Source organism: Kitasatospora sp. NPDC048239, assembly GCF_043202015.1.
Classification (GTDB): Bacteria; Actinomycetota; Actinomycetes; order Streptomycetales; family Streptomycetaceae; genus Kitasatospora.
Map to the genome: position 1 here is coordinate 699482 of NZ_JBICZP010000004.1, position 16873 is coordinate 716354.

Genomic DNA, 16873 nt, shown 5'->3' on the forward strand with positions numbered 1-16873 from the left:
TTCACTCCTTGACAGCGCCGGCGAGGAGGCCGGAAACGAAGTGGCGCTGAAGCGCCAGGAAGACGGCGGCCATCGGCAGCGCGGCGATCGAGGTGCCGGCCAGGATCGCGCCGTAGTCGGTCTCGTCGAGGCCCTGCAGCGAGGCGAGGGCCACCGGGATGGTGAACGAGGCGCCGTCGCGCAGCACCAGCAGGGGCCACAGGAAGTCGTTCCACTGGTAGAGGAAGAGGAAGATCGCCAGCGCCGCGAGCGCGGGCTTCATCGGCGGCAGCGCCACCCGCAGGAACAGCCGCAGCTCACCGCAGCCGTCCATCCGGCCGGAGTCGAGCAGCTCGTCCGGGAGTGCGCCCATCGACTGGCGCATCAGGAAGATCCCGAAGGGCAGCGCCAGGTTGGGCATGATCACGGCCTGGTAGGTGTTCAGCCACTCCAGGTCGGTCATCATCCGGAACAGCGGCACCAGGGTGACCTGGGCGGGGATCACCAGCCCGAGCATCAGCAGCCCGAACACGGCCTCGCGGCCGCGGAAGCGGTACTTGGCGAAGCCGTAGCCGGCGAGCGTGCAGACGGCGCCCGCGCAGAGCGTGTAGACGGCGGCGATCAGCAGCGAGTTGAGTACGACGCGGCCGAACTGCGCCGAGTCCTGAAGGGTGTTCAGGTTGTCGAGGAGGTGTCCGCCGGGCAGCATCGGCGGCGGGCTGTCGAAGATCTCCTTCGAGCTGCGCGTGGAGGCGACCACCAGCCAGTAGAAGGGGAGGCCGACGACGGCGAGCACGATGGCGAGGCCGGAGGTGAGCAGGATGCCCCTGCCGCGTTGGCGTGTGGTCACGACTTGTCCCCCAGGACGCGGAACTGGATGACGCCGAGGATCCCGATCAGCACGGCGAGGGCGTAGGCGATCGCCGACGCGTAGCCGAAGTCGAAGAACTTGAAGGCGGTCTGGTACAGGTACACACCGATGGTCAGGGTCGCGTTGTCCGGACCGCCGCCGGTGAGGATGTACGGCTCGTCGAAGATCTGCAGGGTGCCGATGGTGGAGAGCACCGTGGTGAGCAGCAGCGCGGGCCGCAGGCCCGGCAGGGTGACGTGGACGAAGGACTTCCACGCACCGGCCCCGTCCACGGCCGCGGCGTCGTACAGCTCGGACGGGACGGTCTGCAGCCGGGAGAGCAGGATCACCGCGTTGTAGCCGGTGTAGTGCCAGCTCAGCGCCAGGCCGAGGGAGATCTTCGCCCAGAGCGGGTCGGTCAGCCACGGCACCGCGTCGATGCCGGTCAGCCCGAGCAGCCAGTTGACCAGGCCGTACTCCTGGTTGAGCAGCACCGAGAAGATGATCCCGTACGCCACCAGGCCGGTGACCATCGGCAGGAAGAACCCGAGCCGGAAGACGGTCCGGCCGCGCAGCAGCGTGGAGTTGAGCGCGACCGCGAGCCCGGTGGCGAGGGCCAGCATCACCGGCACCTGGACGGCGAGGATGACCCCGGTGTTCTTCAGCGCGGTCCAGAACAGCGGGTCGTCGATCAGCCGGGCGTAGTTGTCCGCGCCGACGAAGGTGTCCACCCCGCCGACCGTCCGGTGCAGGCTGAGGACGAAGGACCAGCCGATCGGGTAGAGCTTGAACCCGGCGAAGAGCAGCAGTGCGGGCAGGACGAAGAGGTAGGGGGCGAGCCGCCGCCCCCGCGGGGGGCGCGGACGGCGGACCGCGCCCCCGGTGGCGGGGGGCGCGGACGCCTTCCCGCCGAGGAGCGTCGCGGTCATCGCACGACCTTGCGTCCGGTCTGCTTGCCGAGCAGCTCCGCGGCCTCCTTGAGGACCTTCGCCGGGTCGGCGCCCTTGAGCAGGACCTTGGACTGGGCGTCGGTGACGACCTTGAGCGCGCGGGCGTAGTCGGCGGTGTAGTTGACCGCGGACGAGGGCGCCTTGAGCGCCTCCAGGAAGATCTCGCCCTTCTTCTGCCCGCTGAAGAACGGCGACGGCTCGTGGAAGACCGCGTCGTCGTAGGCCTTGATCAGGGCCGGTGCGATGCCCTTGCCCTTGTAGATGCTGACCTGGGAGGCCGGGCGGGTCAGCACGAACTCGATGAAGCTCCAGGCGGCGGCCTGGTGCTTGCTGCTGCCCGCGATCGCCAGGTGGGTGGAGTTCACGGTGGCCGCGGTGGCCCCGCCCCGGCGCACGGCCGGCGGGAGGCGGACCTTCCACTTGCCGGCCTCCTCGGGCACCTGCTCCTCGATGATGCCGCCGAACCAGGTGGGCCAGGGCAGGACGGCCGCGGTGCCCTTCTTGATGGAGCTCATCAGGGCGTTCCAGCCGCCGGCGAGGTCGCTGACCAGCTCGGCGTCGTTCATCGTCTTGATGAGCGTCATGGCCCGGACGGACTCCGGGGAGTCGAGGGTGATCTCCCCGTCGAGGTTGAAGTAGAAGGCGCCCTGGAGCTGGAGCAGCATCTGGAAGAAGTTGGCGGCGTCCGGCTGCGAGGCGGGCTTGTCGATGCCGAGCAGGTAGGCGCCGGTCTTCTCCTTGATCTTCTTGCCGGCCTCGATCGCCTCGTCCCAGGTCTGCAGCGCGTCGGCGTCGACGCCGGCCTGCTCGAAGAGGTCGGCGCGGTAGTAGAAGCCGGCCGAGTTGGCCTCCCAGGGCAGCGCGTTGATCCGCTCGCCGCGCGGCGAGACGGTCTGCCACATCCCCTGGGCGAAGGCGTCCCGGTAGCCCTCGGCGCCGAAGGCGTGCAGGTCGGCGAGGCCGTTCGGGAACTTCTCGACGTAGCCCGGGAGGTAGTCGACGCCGATGTGCAGGACGTCGCCGAGGCCCTGGCCGCCCGCCGCCATGGCGGTGGTGATCTTGTCCCAGATCGCCGGGTTGCCGATGTCCTCGACGGTGACCGCGATGTCCGGGTACTTCTTGTTGAACTCCGGCAGGAGGGCCTTCATCTCGGCCGCCGGCCCCTGCCAGGACCAGACCGTGATCTTGCCCTTGTCCCGGTCGCCGGCCGCCCCGGACGCACCGCTGCCGCTTCCACTGCCGCCCGAACAGGCCGTGAGACCGGTGAGGCCGGCCCCGGCCGCGATCGCGCCGCCGATCTGCAGAACTCTTCGTCGTTCCAGCTCCATGGCTGTTTCCACCCTGCTCGCACACTCTTGCGGACCCTGACGAGCCGGGACTCTAACAACGCGTTCTTCAAACTTGCAAGCCTTCGTTGAAAACTTTCAGTTCGACCCGTCAGAAAATTCTGTCGGATCCATTGCAAGTCTTCGCGCGGGCTTGTTAGCGTGCCCCGGCCCTGGCCGACGAAGGCCGGCCGCTTCCCCACAGCCCGGGAGAACCCGATGAACCGTTCCCGCTTGTCGCTGCTGACCGCCTGCGCGCTGCTCGCACCGCTCGCCCTCGGCGTCCCGGCCGCGTCCGCCGCACCCGCCCAGGGCGGCGACCCGCGCGCCGCGGCCGCCGCCCCGGCACCGCTGACCATCGTCAACCCCGGCTTCGAACAGGGCGCCGCGGGCTGGCAGTTCACCGCCGGAACCGGGGTCGCCACCAACTACCCGCACGGCGGCGGGAAGCTGGTCTACCTCGACGACGGCGCCGGGAAGAAGATCTCCCAGACCGTGACGGCCACCGGCCGCGGCACGTACGACATCACGGCCTGGATCGCCACCGGCGGCACCGGCGGCCGCTACGTCGCCCGGGTCAACGGCGTGGTCGCCGCCTCCCAGGCCCTGCCCGACGCCGCCAACTACCGGCGCTACACGCTCAGCCGGATCGCCCTCACCCGGGGCGACAAGCTGGAGATCGCCTTCGAGTCGGGCGACGCCTGGATCAACGCCGACGACCTGATGGTCTCGCCCTCCTCACCCGCCGACCCCAGGATCAGCTCCTCGGACCCGAGGATCGTCGAGATGTTCGACTGGTCCAAGCGCAAGGCCAACAGCTGGGTCCAACTGCCGGGCGTCCAGGGGCCGCTCAACGTCGACGAGCGCAACACCGGCGGCACCGGGACGGGCACCTACGGCGCCTCGTACTGGGCCGGCTACGCCAACCGCAGCGGCTACTACTCCCGCGACTTCGCCCACCAGCTGTCCGGCGCGGGCGTCCTCGGGCTGAGCGCCGCGAACAAGTCCATGCTGCGCTCGTACGCCGCCTCCGCCACCCCGGAGCACAAGTACTACCCGGTGTGGGCGATGAACTTCGACACCACCACCTACCTCTCGATCGACTACGGCAGCCCCGCGAGCTTCGTCCGCGAGGTCCCCGCCACCTTCGAGCTGGTGCAGAAGGCCGCCGAGGCCTACCGGTGGAGCGGCGACCGCTCCTACGTCGACGACCCGGCCCTGTGGAACTTCTACCGCCACGCCACCGACGAGTTCGTCGCCCTGCACGACGGCCTCAAGGACAACGGCGCCGTGAAGGTCGCCGAGGGCACCGGCAAGGGCATCTTCCAGGGCACCGCCAGCTACAACGAGCAGAGCGGCGAGCCGCTCGCCGAGGCCGGCGACGCGATCGGCTCCCAGTACCAGGCCTACCTGGCGATGGCCTCCCTCGCCCGCGCCAAGGGCGACTGCACGCTCGCCGACACCTACGACAGGAAGGCCCGGGACCTCAAGGCCTACTTCAACTCCACCTGGAGCGGCACCGGCTCGGGCGCGGACATGGTGCGCGGCTACACCACCGACGGACGGGCGCTGACCGGCTGGGGCATGGAGAACAGCTGGTTCATGCCGCTGAAGCAGATCATCGACCCCGGCGCCCGGCTGGACGCCTACCTCGACTACATCGACCAGCAGGCCTCGGGCGACGGACAGCCCTCCAACATCGAGGCGCTCACCTACCTGCCCGACACCTTCTTCCGGAACAACCGCAACGACACCGCCTGGAAGTGGATGCAGCACGTCTACGACCAGAAGGACGTCCAGCACGTCAACGCCGCGCAGGGGACCAACGGCGACTACCCCGAGGTCTCCTTCACGCTGCTCGGACAGACCGTCGAGGGCCTGATGGGCGTCGCCCCCAACGCCCCCGAGCGCACCCTCACCACCCAGTCCCGGCTGCCCTCGGGCATGGACTGGCTGAAGATCGACGACCTCCGGATCGGCGGCGAGACCTTCTCGCTGCGCCACGACGGCGCCACCAGGTCGACCCTGACCAACGTGTCCGGCGGGTCCGCCTACACCTGGGAGGCCCGCTTCCCCGGCGTGCACGCCACCGTCACGGTCGACGGCGTGCCGCGCAAGGCCCGGACCAAGGTGGTGGACGGGGTGACGTACACCTACGTCACCCAGACCGTCGCCCCGGGCCGCACGGTGACGGCCCAGGTGGGCTGAGCACCGCCGGCCGACGGCCGGGCCGGGCTCCGCCCCGACGGCGAGGCCGCCCCCGCACACGTGCGGGGGCGGCCTCACGACCTGCGCCTTTGCAGGTCACCGACGGCAGGGCCGGACCGGGGTCAGTGCGCCGGAGCCGGGTAGGTCGGGTACTCGACACCGGAGACGTACTGGACGACCCGGATCACCTGGCAGGAGTAGCCGAACTCGTTGTCGTACCACAGGTAGAGGATCGCGTTGTCGCCCTCGACCTTGGTGGCGCCGGCATCGACGATCGAGGCGTGCCGCGAGCCGATGAAGTCGCTCGACACCGCGTCGGGGGCGGTGATGAAGTCGATCTGGCGCTTGAGCGTGGAGGTCAGCGACACGTCGCGCAGGTAGTCGAGGACCTCCTCGCGGTTGGTCTCACGCGCGAGCTGCAGGTTCAGGATCGCGATCGAGACGTCCGGCACCGGGACGCGGATCGAGCTGCCGGTGATCTTCGCGTCGAGGTCCGGCAGCGCCTTCGCGACGGCGGAGGCCGCACCGGTCTCGGTGATGACCATGTTCAGCGGCGCCGAACGGCCACGGCGGTCCGAGCTGTGGTAGTTGTCCAGCAGGTTCTGGTCGTTGGTGAACGAGTGGACGGTCTCCACGTGGCCGCGCAGAACGCCGTACTCGTCCGCCATCGCCTTCAGCGGCGGGACGATCGCGTTGGTGGTGCAGGAGGCGCAGGACAGGATCTGCTCGTCCGGCTTGATCGTGTCGTGGTTCACCCCGTGCACGATGTTGGGGACGTCACCCTTGCCCGGCGCGGTCAGGACGACCTTGTCGATGCCGGGGCGGAGGTGCTTCGACAGGCCCTCGCGGTCGCGCCACCGGCCGGTGTTGTCGATCAGGATGGCGTTCTTGATCCCGTACTCGGTGTAGTCCACCGTGGTCGGGTCGTCGGAGTAGATCACCGTGATCTCGTGACCATTGGCGATGATCTTGTTGTTGGACTCGTCCACGGTGATCGTGCCCTGGAACTGGCCGTGGATGGAGTCCCGGCGCAGCAGCGAGGCGCGCTTGACCAGGTCCTCGCCACCGCTGTTGCGGACGACGATGGCACGCAGCCGCAGGCCGTTGCCCGAGCCGGCCTTCTCGATGAGCAGGCGGGCCAGGAGCCGGCCGATCCGGCCGAAGCCGTACAGGACGACGTCGCGCGACCCCTGGCGCTCCAGCTTGTTCGGGCCGGTCGCGCCGGCGACCGCCTCCGCGGTGAAGTCCTCCACCGAGAGGCCGCGGTCGTCGGCCTTGTAGGTCGCGGCGAGCATGCCGATGTCGATCTGGGACGGGCCGAGATCAAGAGCGGTGAGCGCCTGCAGGAACGGCAGCGTCTCGGTGACCGAGAGCTCCTCCCCGGCGATCTGGCGGGCGAACCGGTGGGTCTTGAGGATGCTGACCACCGACTTGTTCACCAAGGAGCGGCTGTGCAGCAGGACCGTGACGTCCCTCTCCCGATGCAGTCTCCCGATGATCGGAATCATCGACTCCGCGATCTCCTCGCGGTTCATCCAGTTCGTGAACACGTCTTCGTTGACAGTCACAGGTCCATCTTTCGAGCTAGGCGATGCGTACATGCTAGCTTTGGGCCATTTTGCTCTCGCGGGGGGACCCGTCTGAGCGCGGCCTTCCCGCTGCACAGGGCCGGTGGGCGGGCCGGCCGCCCGGCCCCGCCGCGCTGGTCGGATCAGGCCAAACCTGGCCGCCGCGGCATACCGGGCCGGATCCCGACCCCTTCCGAGGCCGGGACCCTACCGTAGGGCGACACCCTGCGGTTTTACCTCCCCGGCCCGGGCGCCCCGCCCGAGCACCCCGGGCCGGACTCGCCGGCCCGGGCATCCGGCCCGGGCATCCGACCCGGGCGCCCGGGTCAGGCGACGGCGGCGGCCCGGGTCGCGAGCAGGTCGGCGAGGCCGCCCACGGTGGGGTGGTTGAAGAGGTCGCGGACGGTGATCCGGGCCGGCGCCGCACGGTTGATCCGAGCGACGACCCGGGCGGCGAGCAGGGAGTGGCCGCCCACGGTGAAGAAGCTCTCGTCGTCGCCGAACTCCTGGTGTCCGAGGGCCTGCTCCCAGACGCCGCGGACGGTCCCCCTCTGCTCCTGCCAGAGCGTGCCCGCCGCGTCCTCCCGACCCTGCGCGGCCGGGGCGCCCTGTTCGCCCGAAAGGCCCTGCTCGTCCAAAACGCCCTGCTCACCCGGCTGTTGCTGGTTCATTCTCGTGTGCCCCCTGTTCCTTCTGTGGCGTACACCACAATCGCCGACGCCACTCCAACGTGACATCTGATGTGTGACATTGTATCGAGCTGGAGGTGGCCGATGCATGTCGCACATGGCGCCGGGATTCCCCTGACGCAGCAACAGGAGACGGTCTGGAAGGCCCAGTTGATGGCGCCGACCGCCGACTCGTACCACATCCCGCTGGCGTTCCGACTGACCGGTCCGATCGCCCCGCCGGTACTCGACCAGGCCTTGCGCTACGTGGTCGAACGCCATCCCGTGCTGCGCACCGCGATCGCCGACGGACCGGTCGATGGATCAGCCGGCGGATCAGCCGGCGGACCGCCCGAGGGCCCGGAGCGCGGGCCGCTCCAGTTCGTCCAGCCGCCGCCGGCGTCGGTGCTGACCGTGCACGCGACCACCCGGGAGCAGGCCTCCGAGCTGCTCGCCGGGACCGCCGCCCTGCCGTTCGACCCGGCCGCGCCGCTGCGGCTGGCCGCCCACCTGTTCCGCTGGGCCCCCGACGAGGCCCTGCTGCTGCTGGTGTTCGACCATGTCGCGGTGGACGCCCCCTCGGTGGCCATGCTGCTGACCGAGCTCTCCCGGTACTGCGCCGAGCCGCCCGCGCCGGGCACCGGGGAGCCCCCGGAGGAGGGCTACTTCGCCTACGCCCTGGAGCAGCGGGACAGGTTCGCCCGGCCCGACGCCGAGACCGCCGAGGGCGCCGCGTTCTGGACGGCCCGGGTCACCGGACTGGACACCGGGGCGGCGGCGCGGACCGGCCGCGACACCGACGGCCCCGCCGGCGAGCTGGTGGTGGACCTGCCCGCCGACCTCACCCCGGCCGTCACGGCCACCGGCGGCTCCCTGTTCACCGTGCTGATGGCCGCCTACTGCCTGGCCCTGCGCCACCTCTCCGCGGCCGCGGACGTCCTGGTCTCCTACCCCGCCATCGACCCGTGGCGGGCCGACCACGAGGACGCGGTCGGCCTCTTCACCGACATGCTGCTGCTGCGCGCCCCGGACCTCGACGACCGCAGCCTCTCCGGCTACGCGGCCGAGGTGCGCGAGGAGCTGCTGGCCGGCTTCGAGCACCAGGGCGCACCGCTGGCCGGGATGCACCGGGCGCTGCGGATCGCCGGCGGTGAAGTCCGGGCGATGCTCTCCGTCCACGATGTCGGCGCCGAGGAGCTCACCCTGCCCGGCATCGCCGTGGAGCGGGTGCCGATCCACCCGCAGACCGGCAAGATCGACCTGCTGCTGGCCGTCGAGGTGGCCGGCGAGCGGACCAGGGCCCGCCTCCAGTACCGCCGGGACCGGCACACCGACGAGCAGGCCGGCACCATCGCGGCGGCCTTCCGGGTGGTCCTCGAAGCGCTGGCCGGGATCGCGGCGGGCGTCGACCCGCCCGCCGCCCGGGTGGAGCTGCTGCCCCGGGCCGAGCGGGAGCGGGTGCTCGCGCTGGCCCACGGGCCGGCCGCCGCCGCGTTCGTCCCGGTGACCCGCGCCTTCCTGGAGCACGCCCGGCGCGCCCCGCAGAACACGGCCGTCCTGGCCGGCGGGGAGCGGCTCGACTACCGCGGGCTGGAGCGCGCCTCGGCCCGGATCGCGGGCCGGCTGCACGCCCTCGGCCTGCCGCGCGGCAGTACCGTCGCCCTCTGTGTGCCGCGCTCGGCCGGGTACGTCACGGCCGCCCTCGGGGTGCTGCGCAGCGGGCACGCCTTCCTGCCCGTCGACCCCGAACTCCCGCGCACCAGAATGGGCTTCGTGCTCGCCGACGCCGATGCCGCGGCCGTGCTGGTCCAGACGGCCGAGGACGCCGCCGCACTCGGCGGACGGCTGCCGGCGGTGGCCCTCGACGAGCCTGACCCCGCCGAGCCCGACCCCGACGCAGCAGGGTTCGACGCCGCGGGGTTCGACGCCGAGGAGCCCGGGCCCGCGGACGCCGCCTATGTGATCACCACCTCGGGCAGCACCGGCCTGCCCAAGTCCGTCCGGGTGCCGCACCGGGCGCTGGCCAACAACCTGCGCTGGAAGGCCGACACCTTCGGCTTCACCGCCGCCGACCGGTTCCACTTCAAGACGCCGCCGGTCTTCGACGCGTCGGTGTGGGAGTACCTCGCCCCGCTCACCGTCGGCGCCTCGATCGTCGTCGCCCCCGCCTGGGCGCACCGCGACCCGGCCGCCCTCGCCGCGGAGATCGCCGCGCAGGGCGTCACCGTCGTCCAGTTCGTCCCGACCCTGCTCAAGGCGCTGCTCGCGGAGCCCGCGCCGACCGGGGGCAGCCCGGTGCGCGGGGTCTTCAGCGGCGGCGAGGCGCTGGACGCGGCGGTCGCCGAACGGGCGGCCCGCTGGTTCGGCGCACCGGTGGTCAACCTCTACGGACCGGCCGAGACCGCGATCGACGTCACCTCCCACACCGTCCCCGCCGACGGGCCCGACGGGCGGGTCCCGATCGGCCGGCCGGCCGCCGGGGCGCAGGTCCACGTCCTCGGCCGGGGCGGCCAGCTGCTGCCCGCCGGGGTGCCCGGCGAGCTCTGGGTGGGCGGGGTGCCGCTGGCCGACGGCTATGTGAACCGCCGGGAGCTCACCGGGGAGCGCTTCGTCCCGCACCCCTTCGACCCCGATCCGCAGGCGCGGCTCTACCGCACCGGCGATCTGGGCGTGCGGCGCGCGGACGGCACCCTGGAGTTCCTCGGCCGGGCCGACGGGCAGGTCAAGCTGCGCGGGATCCGGCTGGAGCTGGACGAGATCCGGGCGGTGGCGCTGGACCACCCCGAGGTCCGCGACGCGGTGGCCCGGCTGGTCACGGCCGGCCGCGAGGAGATGCTGGCGCTCTACTTCCTCGGCGAGCACCCCGGCACCCGGGAGCGGCTGCGCGACCACCTCGCGGAGCGGCTGCCCGCCGCGCTGCGGCCCGGCGCACTCGTCCCGCTGGACGCGTTCCCGCTCACCGGCAGCGGCAAGGTGGACACCCGGGCGCTGCCCGCACCGCCGCCCGCCGCCCCGCCCGGCCCGGCCGACCTGCCGCGCTCCGAGACCGAGCGCCGGATCGCCGTCCGCTGGGCCGAGGCCCTGGGCACCGGCCCGGAGCAGGTGCCCAGGGACGTCAGCCTGTTCGAACTGGGCGGGAGCTCGCTCACCCTGATCCGCCTGCACCGTCTGCTCCGCACGGAGTTCGGCACCGTCCTGCCGATCACCGACCTGTTCTCGTCCCCCACCGTCGCCGCCGTCGCCGAGGCGCTGAAGGCAGCCGGCCAGCACGAAGGATCCTCATGAACGAGCACGCGAACGGGCGGCCGGGCGCCGCCCACGATCCCGGCCCCCCGCCCGGCCCCGCCGTCGCGGTCGTCGGCCTGGCCTGCCGGTTCCCCGGCGCCCGCGACCTGGACGAGTACCGGGAGCTGCTGCTGCGCGACGGCGGCGCGGTCCAGCGGTTCACCGACCAGCAGGACGGCCCGGACGCCCCGGCCGCGGACCCGCGTTACGTCCCGGTCGGCGGCGAGCTGGCGGACGTCGACCTCTTCGACGCCGAATACTTCGGCATCGCCCCCGCCGAGGCCGCCGCGATGGACCCCCAGCAGCGGCTGCTGCTCCAGGAGGCCGTCCACGCCCTGGAGCACGCCGGGTGGGCCGGCGGCGACGGCCTCGGCCGGGTCGGCGTGTTCTGCGGCAGCGGCGACAACCGCTACGGCACGCTGATCGCCGCCGACGGCACCGAGCCCGCCCCGGGCACCACCGCCGCCGCGCTGCCGCTGCGGGTCTCCTACCACCTCGGGCTGACCGGCCCCAGCGTGTTCGTGGCCAGCCTCTGCTCCACCGCGCTGACCGCCCTCCACCTGGCCCGGCGCAGCCTGCTCGCCGGGGACTGCGACGCGGCCCTGGTCGGCGCGGTCTCCGTGGCGCTGCCGCACGAGCGCGGCTACCTGGCGGTCGACGGCGGGGTGCTGTCGCCCAGCGGCGCCTGCCGCCCCTTCGACCGGCGGGCCGACGGCACGGTGCCCGGCAGCGGCGTCGCCGTGGTGGTGCTCAAGCGGCTCTCCGACGCCCTGCGGGACGGCGACACCGTGCACGCGGTGCTGCGCGGCTCGGCGCTCAACAACGACGGCGCCGCCCGGCTCAGCTTCGCCGCGCCCAGCGTGGACGGGCAGCGGGACGTCCTGCTGGCCGCCTGGGCCGAGTCCGGGGTGGACCCGGCGACGATCGGCTACCTGGAGGCGCACGGGACGGGCACCCCGCTCGGCGACCCGGTCGAGCTCGCCGCCCTGCTGGCCGCCCGCCGACGGCTCGGGGTGACCGCGCCCTGCGCGGTGGGCAGCGCCAAGGCGGCGCTCGGACACCTGGACGCGGCGGCCGGCATGGCCGGGCTGATCCGGGCGGTCCTCGCGGTCCGGGACGCGGTGGTGCCGGGTACCGCCGGCCACCGGGAGACCACCACGGCGGTCGACCTCGCGGGCAGCGGCCTGCACGTGCCGGCCGCCGCGGCCCCCTGGCCCGCCTCGGACGGACCGCGCCGGGCGGCGGTGACGGCGCTCGGTGTGGGCGGCACCAACGCGCACGCCGTCCTTGAGCAGCCGCCCGCCCGCCCCGCGGCGCCCGCCGCCGCCGGGCCGCAGCTCCTCCCGCTCTCCGCCCGTTCGCTCTGGTCCTTCGAGCGCTCCGCCGCGGCCGTCCGGGACGTGCTGGCCGGGGAGGGCACCGACCCGGCCGCGCTGGCCCGCGCGCTCCAGAGCGGCCGGGCCCCCGGCCGGCTGCGCCGCGCCTGGACCGCCGCCGACCCGGCCGGGCTCGCCGCGGCCCTGGCCGCCGGCCCGGCCACCCCGGTCGACGGCCCGCTGGTCCTCGGCCTGGCGGACGGCGACGACGCCACGGACACCGCCGCGGACACCACCGCGGACACCCCCGGCTTCGACCGGCGGCTCGCCGCCCTGCGGGCGCTCGCCGCACTCGGGGTCGAGCCCTCCGCCCTCGCCGCCTCCGGCGCGGGCGAGTTCGCCGCGCTGGCCTTCGGCGGGGCGTTCGACGAGGACACCGCCCGGCGCTGCGCCGGGCACCACGCGACGGCCGTGGCCGCCGCCCGCCCCGGCGGCGACCTCAGCGCCTGCGAGCGCGCGATGGCCGCGCTGGAGGCCGAGTTGGCGGCCGCCGAGCCCGGCCTGCTCCAGGTCGAGGTCCGCTCGGTGACGCTGGACACCGTCCTGCCCGCCGGCACCGCCCCCTCACCCACCCACCTGCTGGACGTCACCGCCTCGGCCGTCCTCGGCGAGGAGCCGGCCCCGCTGCCGCCCGAGGCCCGCGCCGTCGTCCCGGTCGACGGCGACGCCGAGCGCTGGCTGCGGCTGGTCGCCGACTGCTGGGAGCGCGGCGCGGACGTCCGCTGGGAGCTGCTGCACCCGGCCGGCGGCGGGCGGAGCGCGGCGCCGCCCTACCCCTTCCAACCGGTGCGGCACTGGCACCCCGCCGTCCCGGACGGCCGGGCGCAGCGGCCCCCGCTGGCGGAGCCCCCGCCCGGACCGCAGGACCCGCCGCCCGGGGCGACCACCCTGGAGACCGTCCTGGCCATCTGGTGCGAGGTGCTGGGCCTGCCCGAGGTGGCCCCGGCCGACGACTTCTTCGTCCTCGGCGGCCACTCGATCCTGGCCGCCCAGGTGCTCGCCCGGATCCGCGAGTCGTACGGCGTGCGGATCCCGCTGGGCGACCTGCTGGACGCGGAGACCGCCGAGGCCACCGCGGAGCTGATCGACACCGAGCTGGCCTCGTCGCGGCTGTACCGGACGCTGGTCGGCGCCCCGGACGCCGGCGCCGGGGACGACTGGGAAGAGGTGGAGCTGTGACCGCGCAGGACGTCCTGGAGGAACTCGCCGTGCGCGGGGCCCGGTTGGCCCTCGCCGAGGGCCGGCTCGCACTGTCCGCCCCGGAGGGCGCGCTGGACCAGGAGCTCACCGCCCGGGTCCGGGAGCACCGCGAGGCGATCGTGCAGTTCCTGCGCGAGCGGGCCGAGGAGGAGGCCCGCCGGCAGGTGCGGATCGGCCGGGCCGACCGCACCGCCGCCCTGCCCGCCACCTACGCCCAGCAGCGGCTCTGGCTGGTCGAGCAGCTGGGCACCGAAGTCCCCGTCTACAACATGTACTTCGCGACGGAGCTGACCGGGCCGCTCGACGAGGCGGCGCTGCGCTGGGCCGCCGACCGGCTGATGGAGCGCCACGAGGTGCTGCGCACCGCGCTGCGGGAGGGCCCGACCGGGCTGTTCCAGGAGATCGCGGAGGACTGCCCGACGCCGTACACCGTGTTCGAGGCGGACGGCGCCGAGGAGGAGGAGCGGCTGATCCGGCAGGTCACCGAGACCAGGTTCGACCTGGCCGCGGCCCCGCTGATCCGCTTCGACCTGATCCGCTGCGGGCCCCGCCGGTGGATCTTCGTGGTCACCCAGCACCATGTGATCTCGGACGGCTGGTCCACCGGCGTGATCCGCTCCGAGCTCACCGAGCTGTACGCGGCCCGGATCGCCGGCCGCCCCGCCGACCTGCCCGAACCGACCGTGCAGTACGCCGACTTCGCGGTCTGGGAGCGGGAGTGGCTGGGCACCGAACTGGCCGCGCGCCAGCGCCGGTTCTGGCGCGGTCAGCTGGCCGACCTGCCACCGCTGGTCGACCTCGCCCCGGCCCGCACCCGGGAGGCCGTGCAGAGCTTCCGGGGCGACTCGCTGGACTTCCGGCTCGGTCCCGAGGCCACCGCGGCGCTGGAGCGGCTCTGCTCCTCGGCCGCCGCGACCCCCTACAGCGTGTTCATGGCGGTGCTCACCCTGCTGCTGGCCAGGGTCTCCCGGTCGGCCGACATCGCGGTGGGCAGCCCGCTGGCCAACCGGCCCTACCCCGCGCTGGAGCGCACCCTCGGGCTGTTCTTCAACTCCATCACCGTACGGACGGTGGTCGACGACGCCGAGAGCGTACGGGAGTTCCTGGCCAGGGTCCGGCGGACGGCCTTCGACGCCTTCGCCCACCAGGACCTGCCGTTCGACCAGGTGGTCCAGGCGGTCGCGCCGGAGCGCAGCAGCTCGCACTCGCCGGTGTTCCAGTCGATCTTCATCTACCAGAGCTACCCGGACACCGATCTCGACCTCCCCGGGGTGCGCTCCGGCTTCGCCCCGGAGCCGGTCTACGCGGCGCAGTACGACCTGATGCTGAAGCTGCGCCAGGAGACCGAGGGCTTCCTCGGCCAACTCATCTACAGCACCACGCTGTTCGAGGAGGCGCAGGCCCGCCGCCTGGTGGTCTGGTTCGAGCGGCTGCTGGTCGCGATGGCGCAGGACCTCGACCAGCCGGTCGGCGAGCTGTCGCTGGTCGGCGTGGAGGACGTGCTGCGGCAGGAGGCCTGGGACGCCGAGACGGAGCTCGGCGTCCCCTCGACCCCGGTGCACCGGGTGGTGCTGGAGCGGCTGGCCAGCCTGGCGGACACCGGGATGGTGGCGTTCCGGGACGAGGCGCTCACCGGGGCGCAGCTGGCCGAGCGGGCGGCGGCGGTGGCGGCCGGACTACGGGCGGCGGGCCTGCGCCCGGGCGACCGGGTCGGACTGCTCGTGCCGCGCTCCCCCGCGCTGGTCGCGGTGCTGCTCGGGGTGCTGTCCGCCGGCCTGGTGTACGTACCGCTCAACGGGTCGGACCCGCGCACCCGGCTGGAGGGCATGCTGGCCGACGCCGGCTGTGCGGCGCTGCTCACCGACGGGCCGTACGCCGGGCTGTGCCCGGACTTCACCGGTCTGCGCCTGCCGCTCGCGGGCATGACGGAGCGTCCGCCGCAGGGCGGCCCGATCGAGGAGCCCGCCCCCGGGGACACCGCCTACGTCATCTTCACCTCCGGCTCCACCGGTCGGCCCAAGGGCGTCGAGGTCGCCCACCGCGGCCTGGCCAACCTCTTCGCCGCGCTGGACCGGGCCGTCGCCCCGGAGCCCGGTACCCGCTGGCTGTCCGTCACCTCGGTGACCTTCGACATCGCCGTGCTGGAGCTGCTCTGGACGCTCTCCCGCGGCATCCCCGTGGTGCTCGCCGAGAACGCCGAGACGCTGGCCACCGGGCCGGACGGCGCGAGCGCCGAAAGCCTGCCGGAGCTCGTCGAGCGCAGCGGCGCGACCGCGCTCCAGGCCACCCCGACCCTGCTGCGCAGCGTGCTGCGGCTGCCCGGCGGCGACCGCGCACTGGCCCGGCTGCGGCTGCTGCTGGTCGGCGGGGAGCCGCTGGACCAGGCACTGGCCGCCCGGCTGAAGGAGCTGGGCATCCCCCGGGTGCTCAACCTGTACGGGCCGACCGAGACCACGGTCTGGTCGACCGGCTGGGAGGTGCCGGAGCAGCCCGCGGCGGTGCTGGTCGGCCGCCCGCTGGCCAACACCCGGGTGCGGATCGTGGACGCCGCGCTGCGCCCGCAGCCGGACGGCCTGTTCGGCGAGCTGGCGATCGCCGGGGCCGGCCTGGCCAAGGGCTACCTGGGCGATGCGGAGCTCACCGGGCGGCGCTTCGTCACCGACGCCCGCGGGGAGCGCCTGTACCGCACCGGGGACCTCGCCCGGCGGCTGCCGGACGGCACCCTGGAGCTGGCCGGGCGGCTGGACCACCAGGTCAAGGTGAACGGCTACCGGATCGAGCTCGCCGAGGTGGAGCGCGCACTCGGCGCGGTGCCCGGCATCGCCGCCTGCGCGGTGGTGGTGCAGCGCACCGGCGCGGAGGCGGCGCTGGTCGCCCACTACGTGTCCCGGGACGGCCGGGACCACCCGGCCGGGGAGCTGCGCGCGGCCCTCGCGGACGGCCTGCCCGATCCGTACCTGCCGGCCGCCTTCCACCGCCTCCCGGCGCTGCCGACCACGGCGGGCGGCAAGACCGACCGGGCCGCGCTGCCCACGGTCGCGCTGCCCGGCAGCGAGCCGCCGAAGCCCGGCACGGCGGCGGCGCAGCCCGCGGACGAGCTGGAGGAACGGCTGCTGACGGCCTGGCGCACGGTGCTGGACCAGCCGCTGGCCGGCGTGGACGACGACTTCTTCCAGCTCGGCGGCAACTCCATCCTGGTCGCCCGGCTGCTCACCGAGATCCGCGCGAAGGTCAACGCCGAGGCCCGGATCGTCGACCTGTTCCGCTACCCGACGGCCCGGGCGTACGCGGCCCGGCTGCGCCGCCCGGCCCCGGCCGGTCCGGAGGCGCCGGTGACCGGGCCCGAGGCGCCGTCCGCCGGGCGGACGGTCGGCGACCGCCGCCGCGAGCAGGTGCTGCGCAAACGCCGGTCGCGCGCCGCCGGCGCCACCGCCCCCGCCCGACCCGCGATCGAGGAGTGAGCG

The 16873-nt window shown here is 73.7% G+C and carries 9 protein-coding genes; 4 read left to right on the forward strand and 5 right to left on the reverse strand.

Annotated elements, in window-relative coordinates:
* Nucleotide 1 precedes the first annotated feature (1 nt).
* From ACGFZP_RS14715 to ACGFZP_RS14725, 3 genes are read right to left on the reverse strand one after another with little or no spacing between them, the layout of a single operon-like run.
* Nucleotides 2–829 carry a carbohydrate ABC transporter permease gene (locus ACGFZP_RS14715; protein ID WP_392932177.1) on the reverse strand — a complete coding sequence of 276 codons (828 nt, stop codon included), beginning with the start codon at nucleotides 827–829 and terminating at the stop codon, nucleotides 2–4.
* The gene (locus ACGFZP_RS14720; RefSeq protein ID WP_392932179.1) at nucleotides 826–1758 is read right to left on the reverse strand and encodes a carbohydrate ABC transporter permease; all 933 of its coding nucleotides are present in this window, start codon (nucleotides 1756–1758) and stop codon (nucleotides 826–828) included. Before ACGFZP_RS14720 ends, ACGFZP_RS14715 begins: the two co-directional genes overlap by 4 nt.
* Nucleotides 1755–3107: an ABC transporter substrate-binding protein gene (locus ACGFZP_RS14725; RefSeq protein WP_392932181.1), complete on the reverse strand. Its 1353-nt coding sequence runs from the start codon at nucleotides 3105–3107 to the stop codon at nucleotides 1755–1757. The genes ACGFZP_RS14720 and ACGFZP_RS14725 overlap by 4 nt, the downstream gene beginning before the upstream one ends.
* 216 nt (nucleotides 3108–3323) lie before the next feature.
* Here ACGFZP_RS14725 and ACGFZP_RS14730 point away from each other — a divergent pair, with 216 nt between their 5' ends.
* Nucleotides 3324–5312, forward strand: coding sequence for a hypothetical protein (locus tag ACGFZP_RS14730; RefSeq protein ID WP_392932183.1), 1989 nt, complete (start codon nucleotides 3324–3326; stop codon nucleotides 5310–5312).
* Between the two features lie 122 nt (nucleotides 5313–5434).
* Here the strand turns inward: ACGFZP_RS14730 and ACGFZP_RS14735 are convergent, their stop codons facing one another.
* Together ACGFZP_RS14735 and ACGFZP_RS14740 are read right to left on the reverse strand one after the other, a co-directional pair.
* The gene (locus ACGFZP_RS14735; protein WP_392932185.1) at nucleotides 5435–6880 is read right to left on the reverse strand and encodes a glyceraldehyde-3-phosphate dehydrogenase; all 1446 of its coding nucleotides are present in this window, start codon (nucleotides 6878–6880) and stop codon (nucleotides 5435–5437) included.
* 326 nt (nucleotides 6881–7206) lie between these two features.
* Nucleotides 7207–7551 carry an acyl carrier protein gene (locus ACGFZP_RS14740; protein WP_392932187.1) on the reverse strand — a complete coding sequence of 115 codons (345 nt, stop codon included), beginning with the start codon at nucleotides 7549–7551 and terminating at the stop codon, nucleotides 7207–7209.
* Between the two features lie 102 nt (nucleotides 7552–7653).
* On the opposite strand from ACGFZP_RS14740, the gene ACGFZP_RS14745 reads away from it, so the two are divergent.
* The 3 genes from ACGFZP_RS14745 to ACGFZP_RS14755 are packed head-to-tail and all read left to right on the forward strand — an operon-like array spanning nucleotide 7654 to nucleotide 16870.
* Nucleotides 7654–10833, forward strand: coding sequence for an amino acid adenylation domain-containing protein (locus ACGFZP_RS14745; protein WP_392932188.1), 3180 nt, complete (start codon nucleotides 7654–7656; stop codon nucleotides 10831–10833).
* The gene (locus ACGFZP_RS14750; protein WP_392932190.1) at nucleotides 10830–13388 is read left to right on the forward strand and encodes a beta-ketoacyl synthase N-terminal-like domain-containing protein; all 2559 of its coding nucleotides are present in this window, start codon (nucleotides 10830–10832) and stop codon (nucleotides 13386–13388) included. Before ACGFZP_RS14745 ends, ACGFZP_RS14750 begins: the two co-directional genes overlap by 4 nt.
* On the forward strand, nucleotides 13385–16870 hold the full coding sequence (locus tag ACGFZP_RS14755; RefSeq protein WP_392932192.1) for an amino acid adenylation domain-containing protein: 3486 nt from the start codon (nucleotides 13385–13387) through the stop codon (nucleotides 16868–16870). The genes ACGFZP_RS14750 and ACGFZP_RS14755 overlap by 4 nt, the downstream gene beginning before the upstream one ends.
* The last annotated feature ends 3 nt before the right edge of the window (nucleotides 16871–16873 follow it).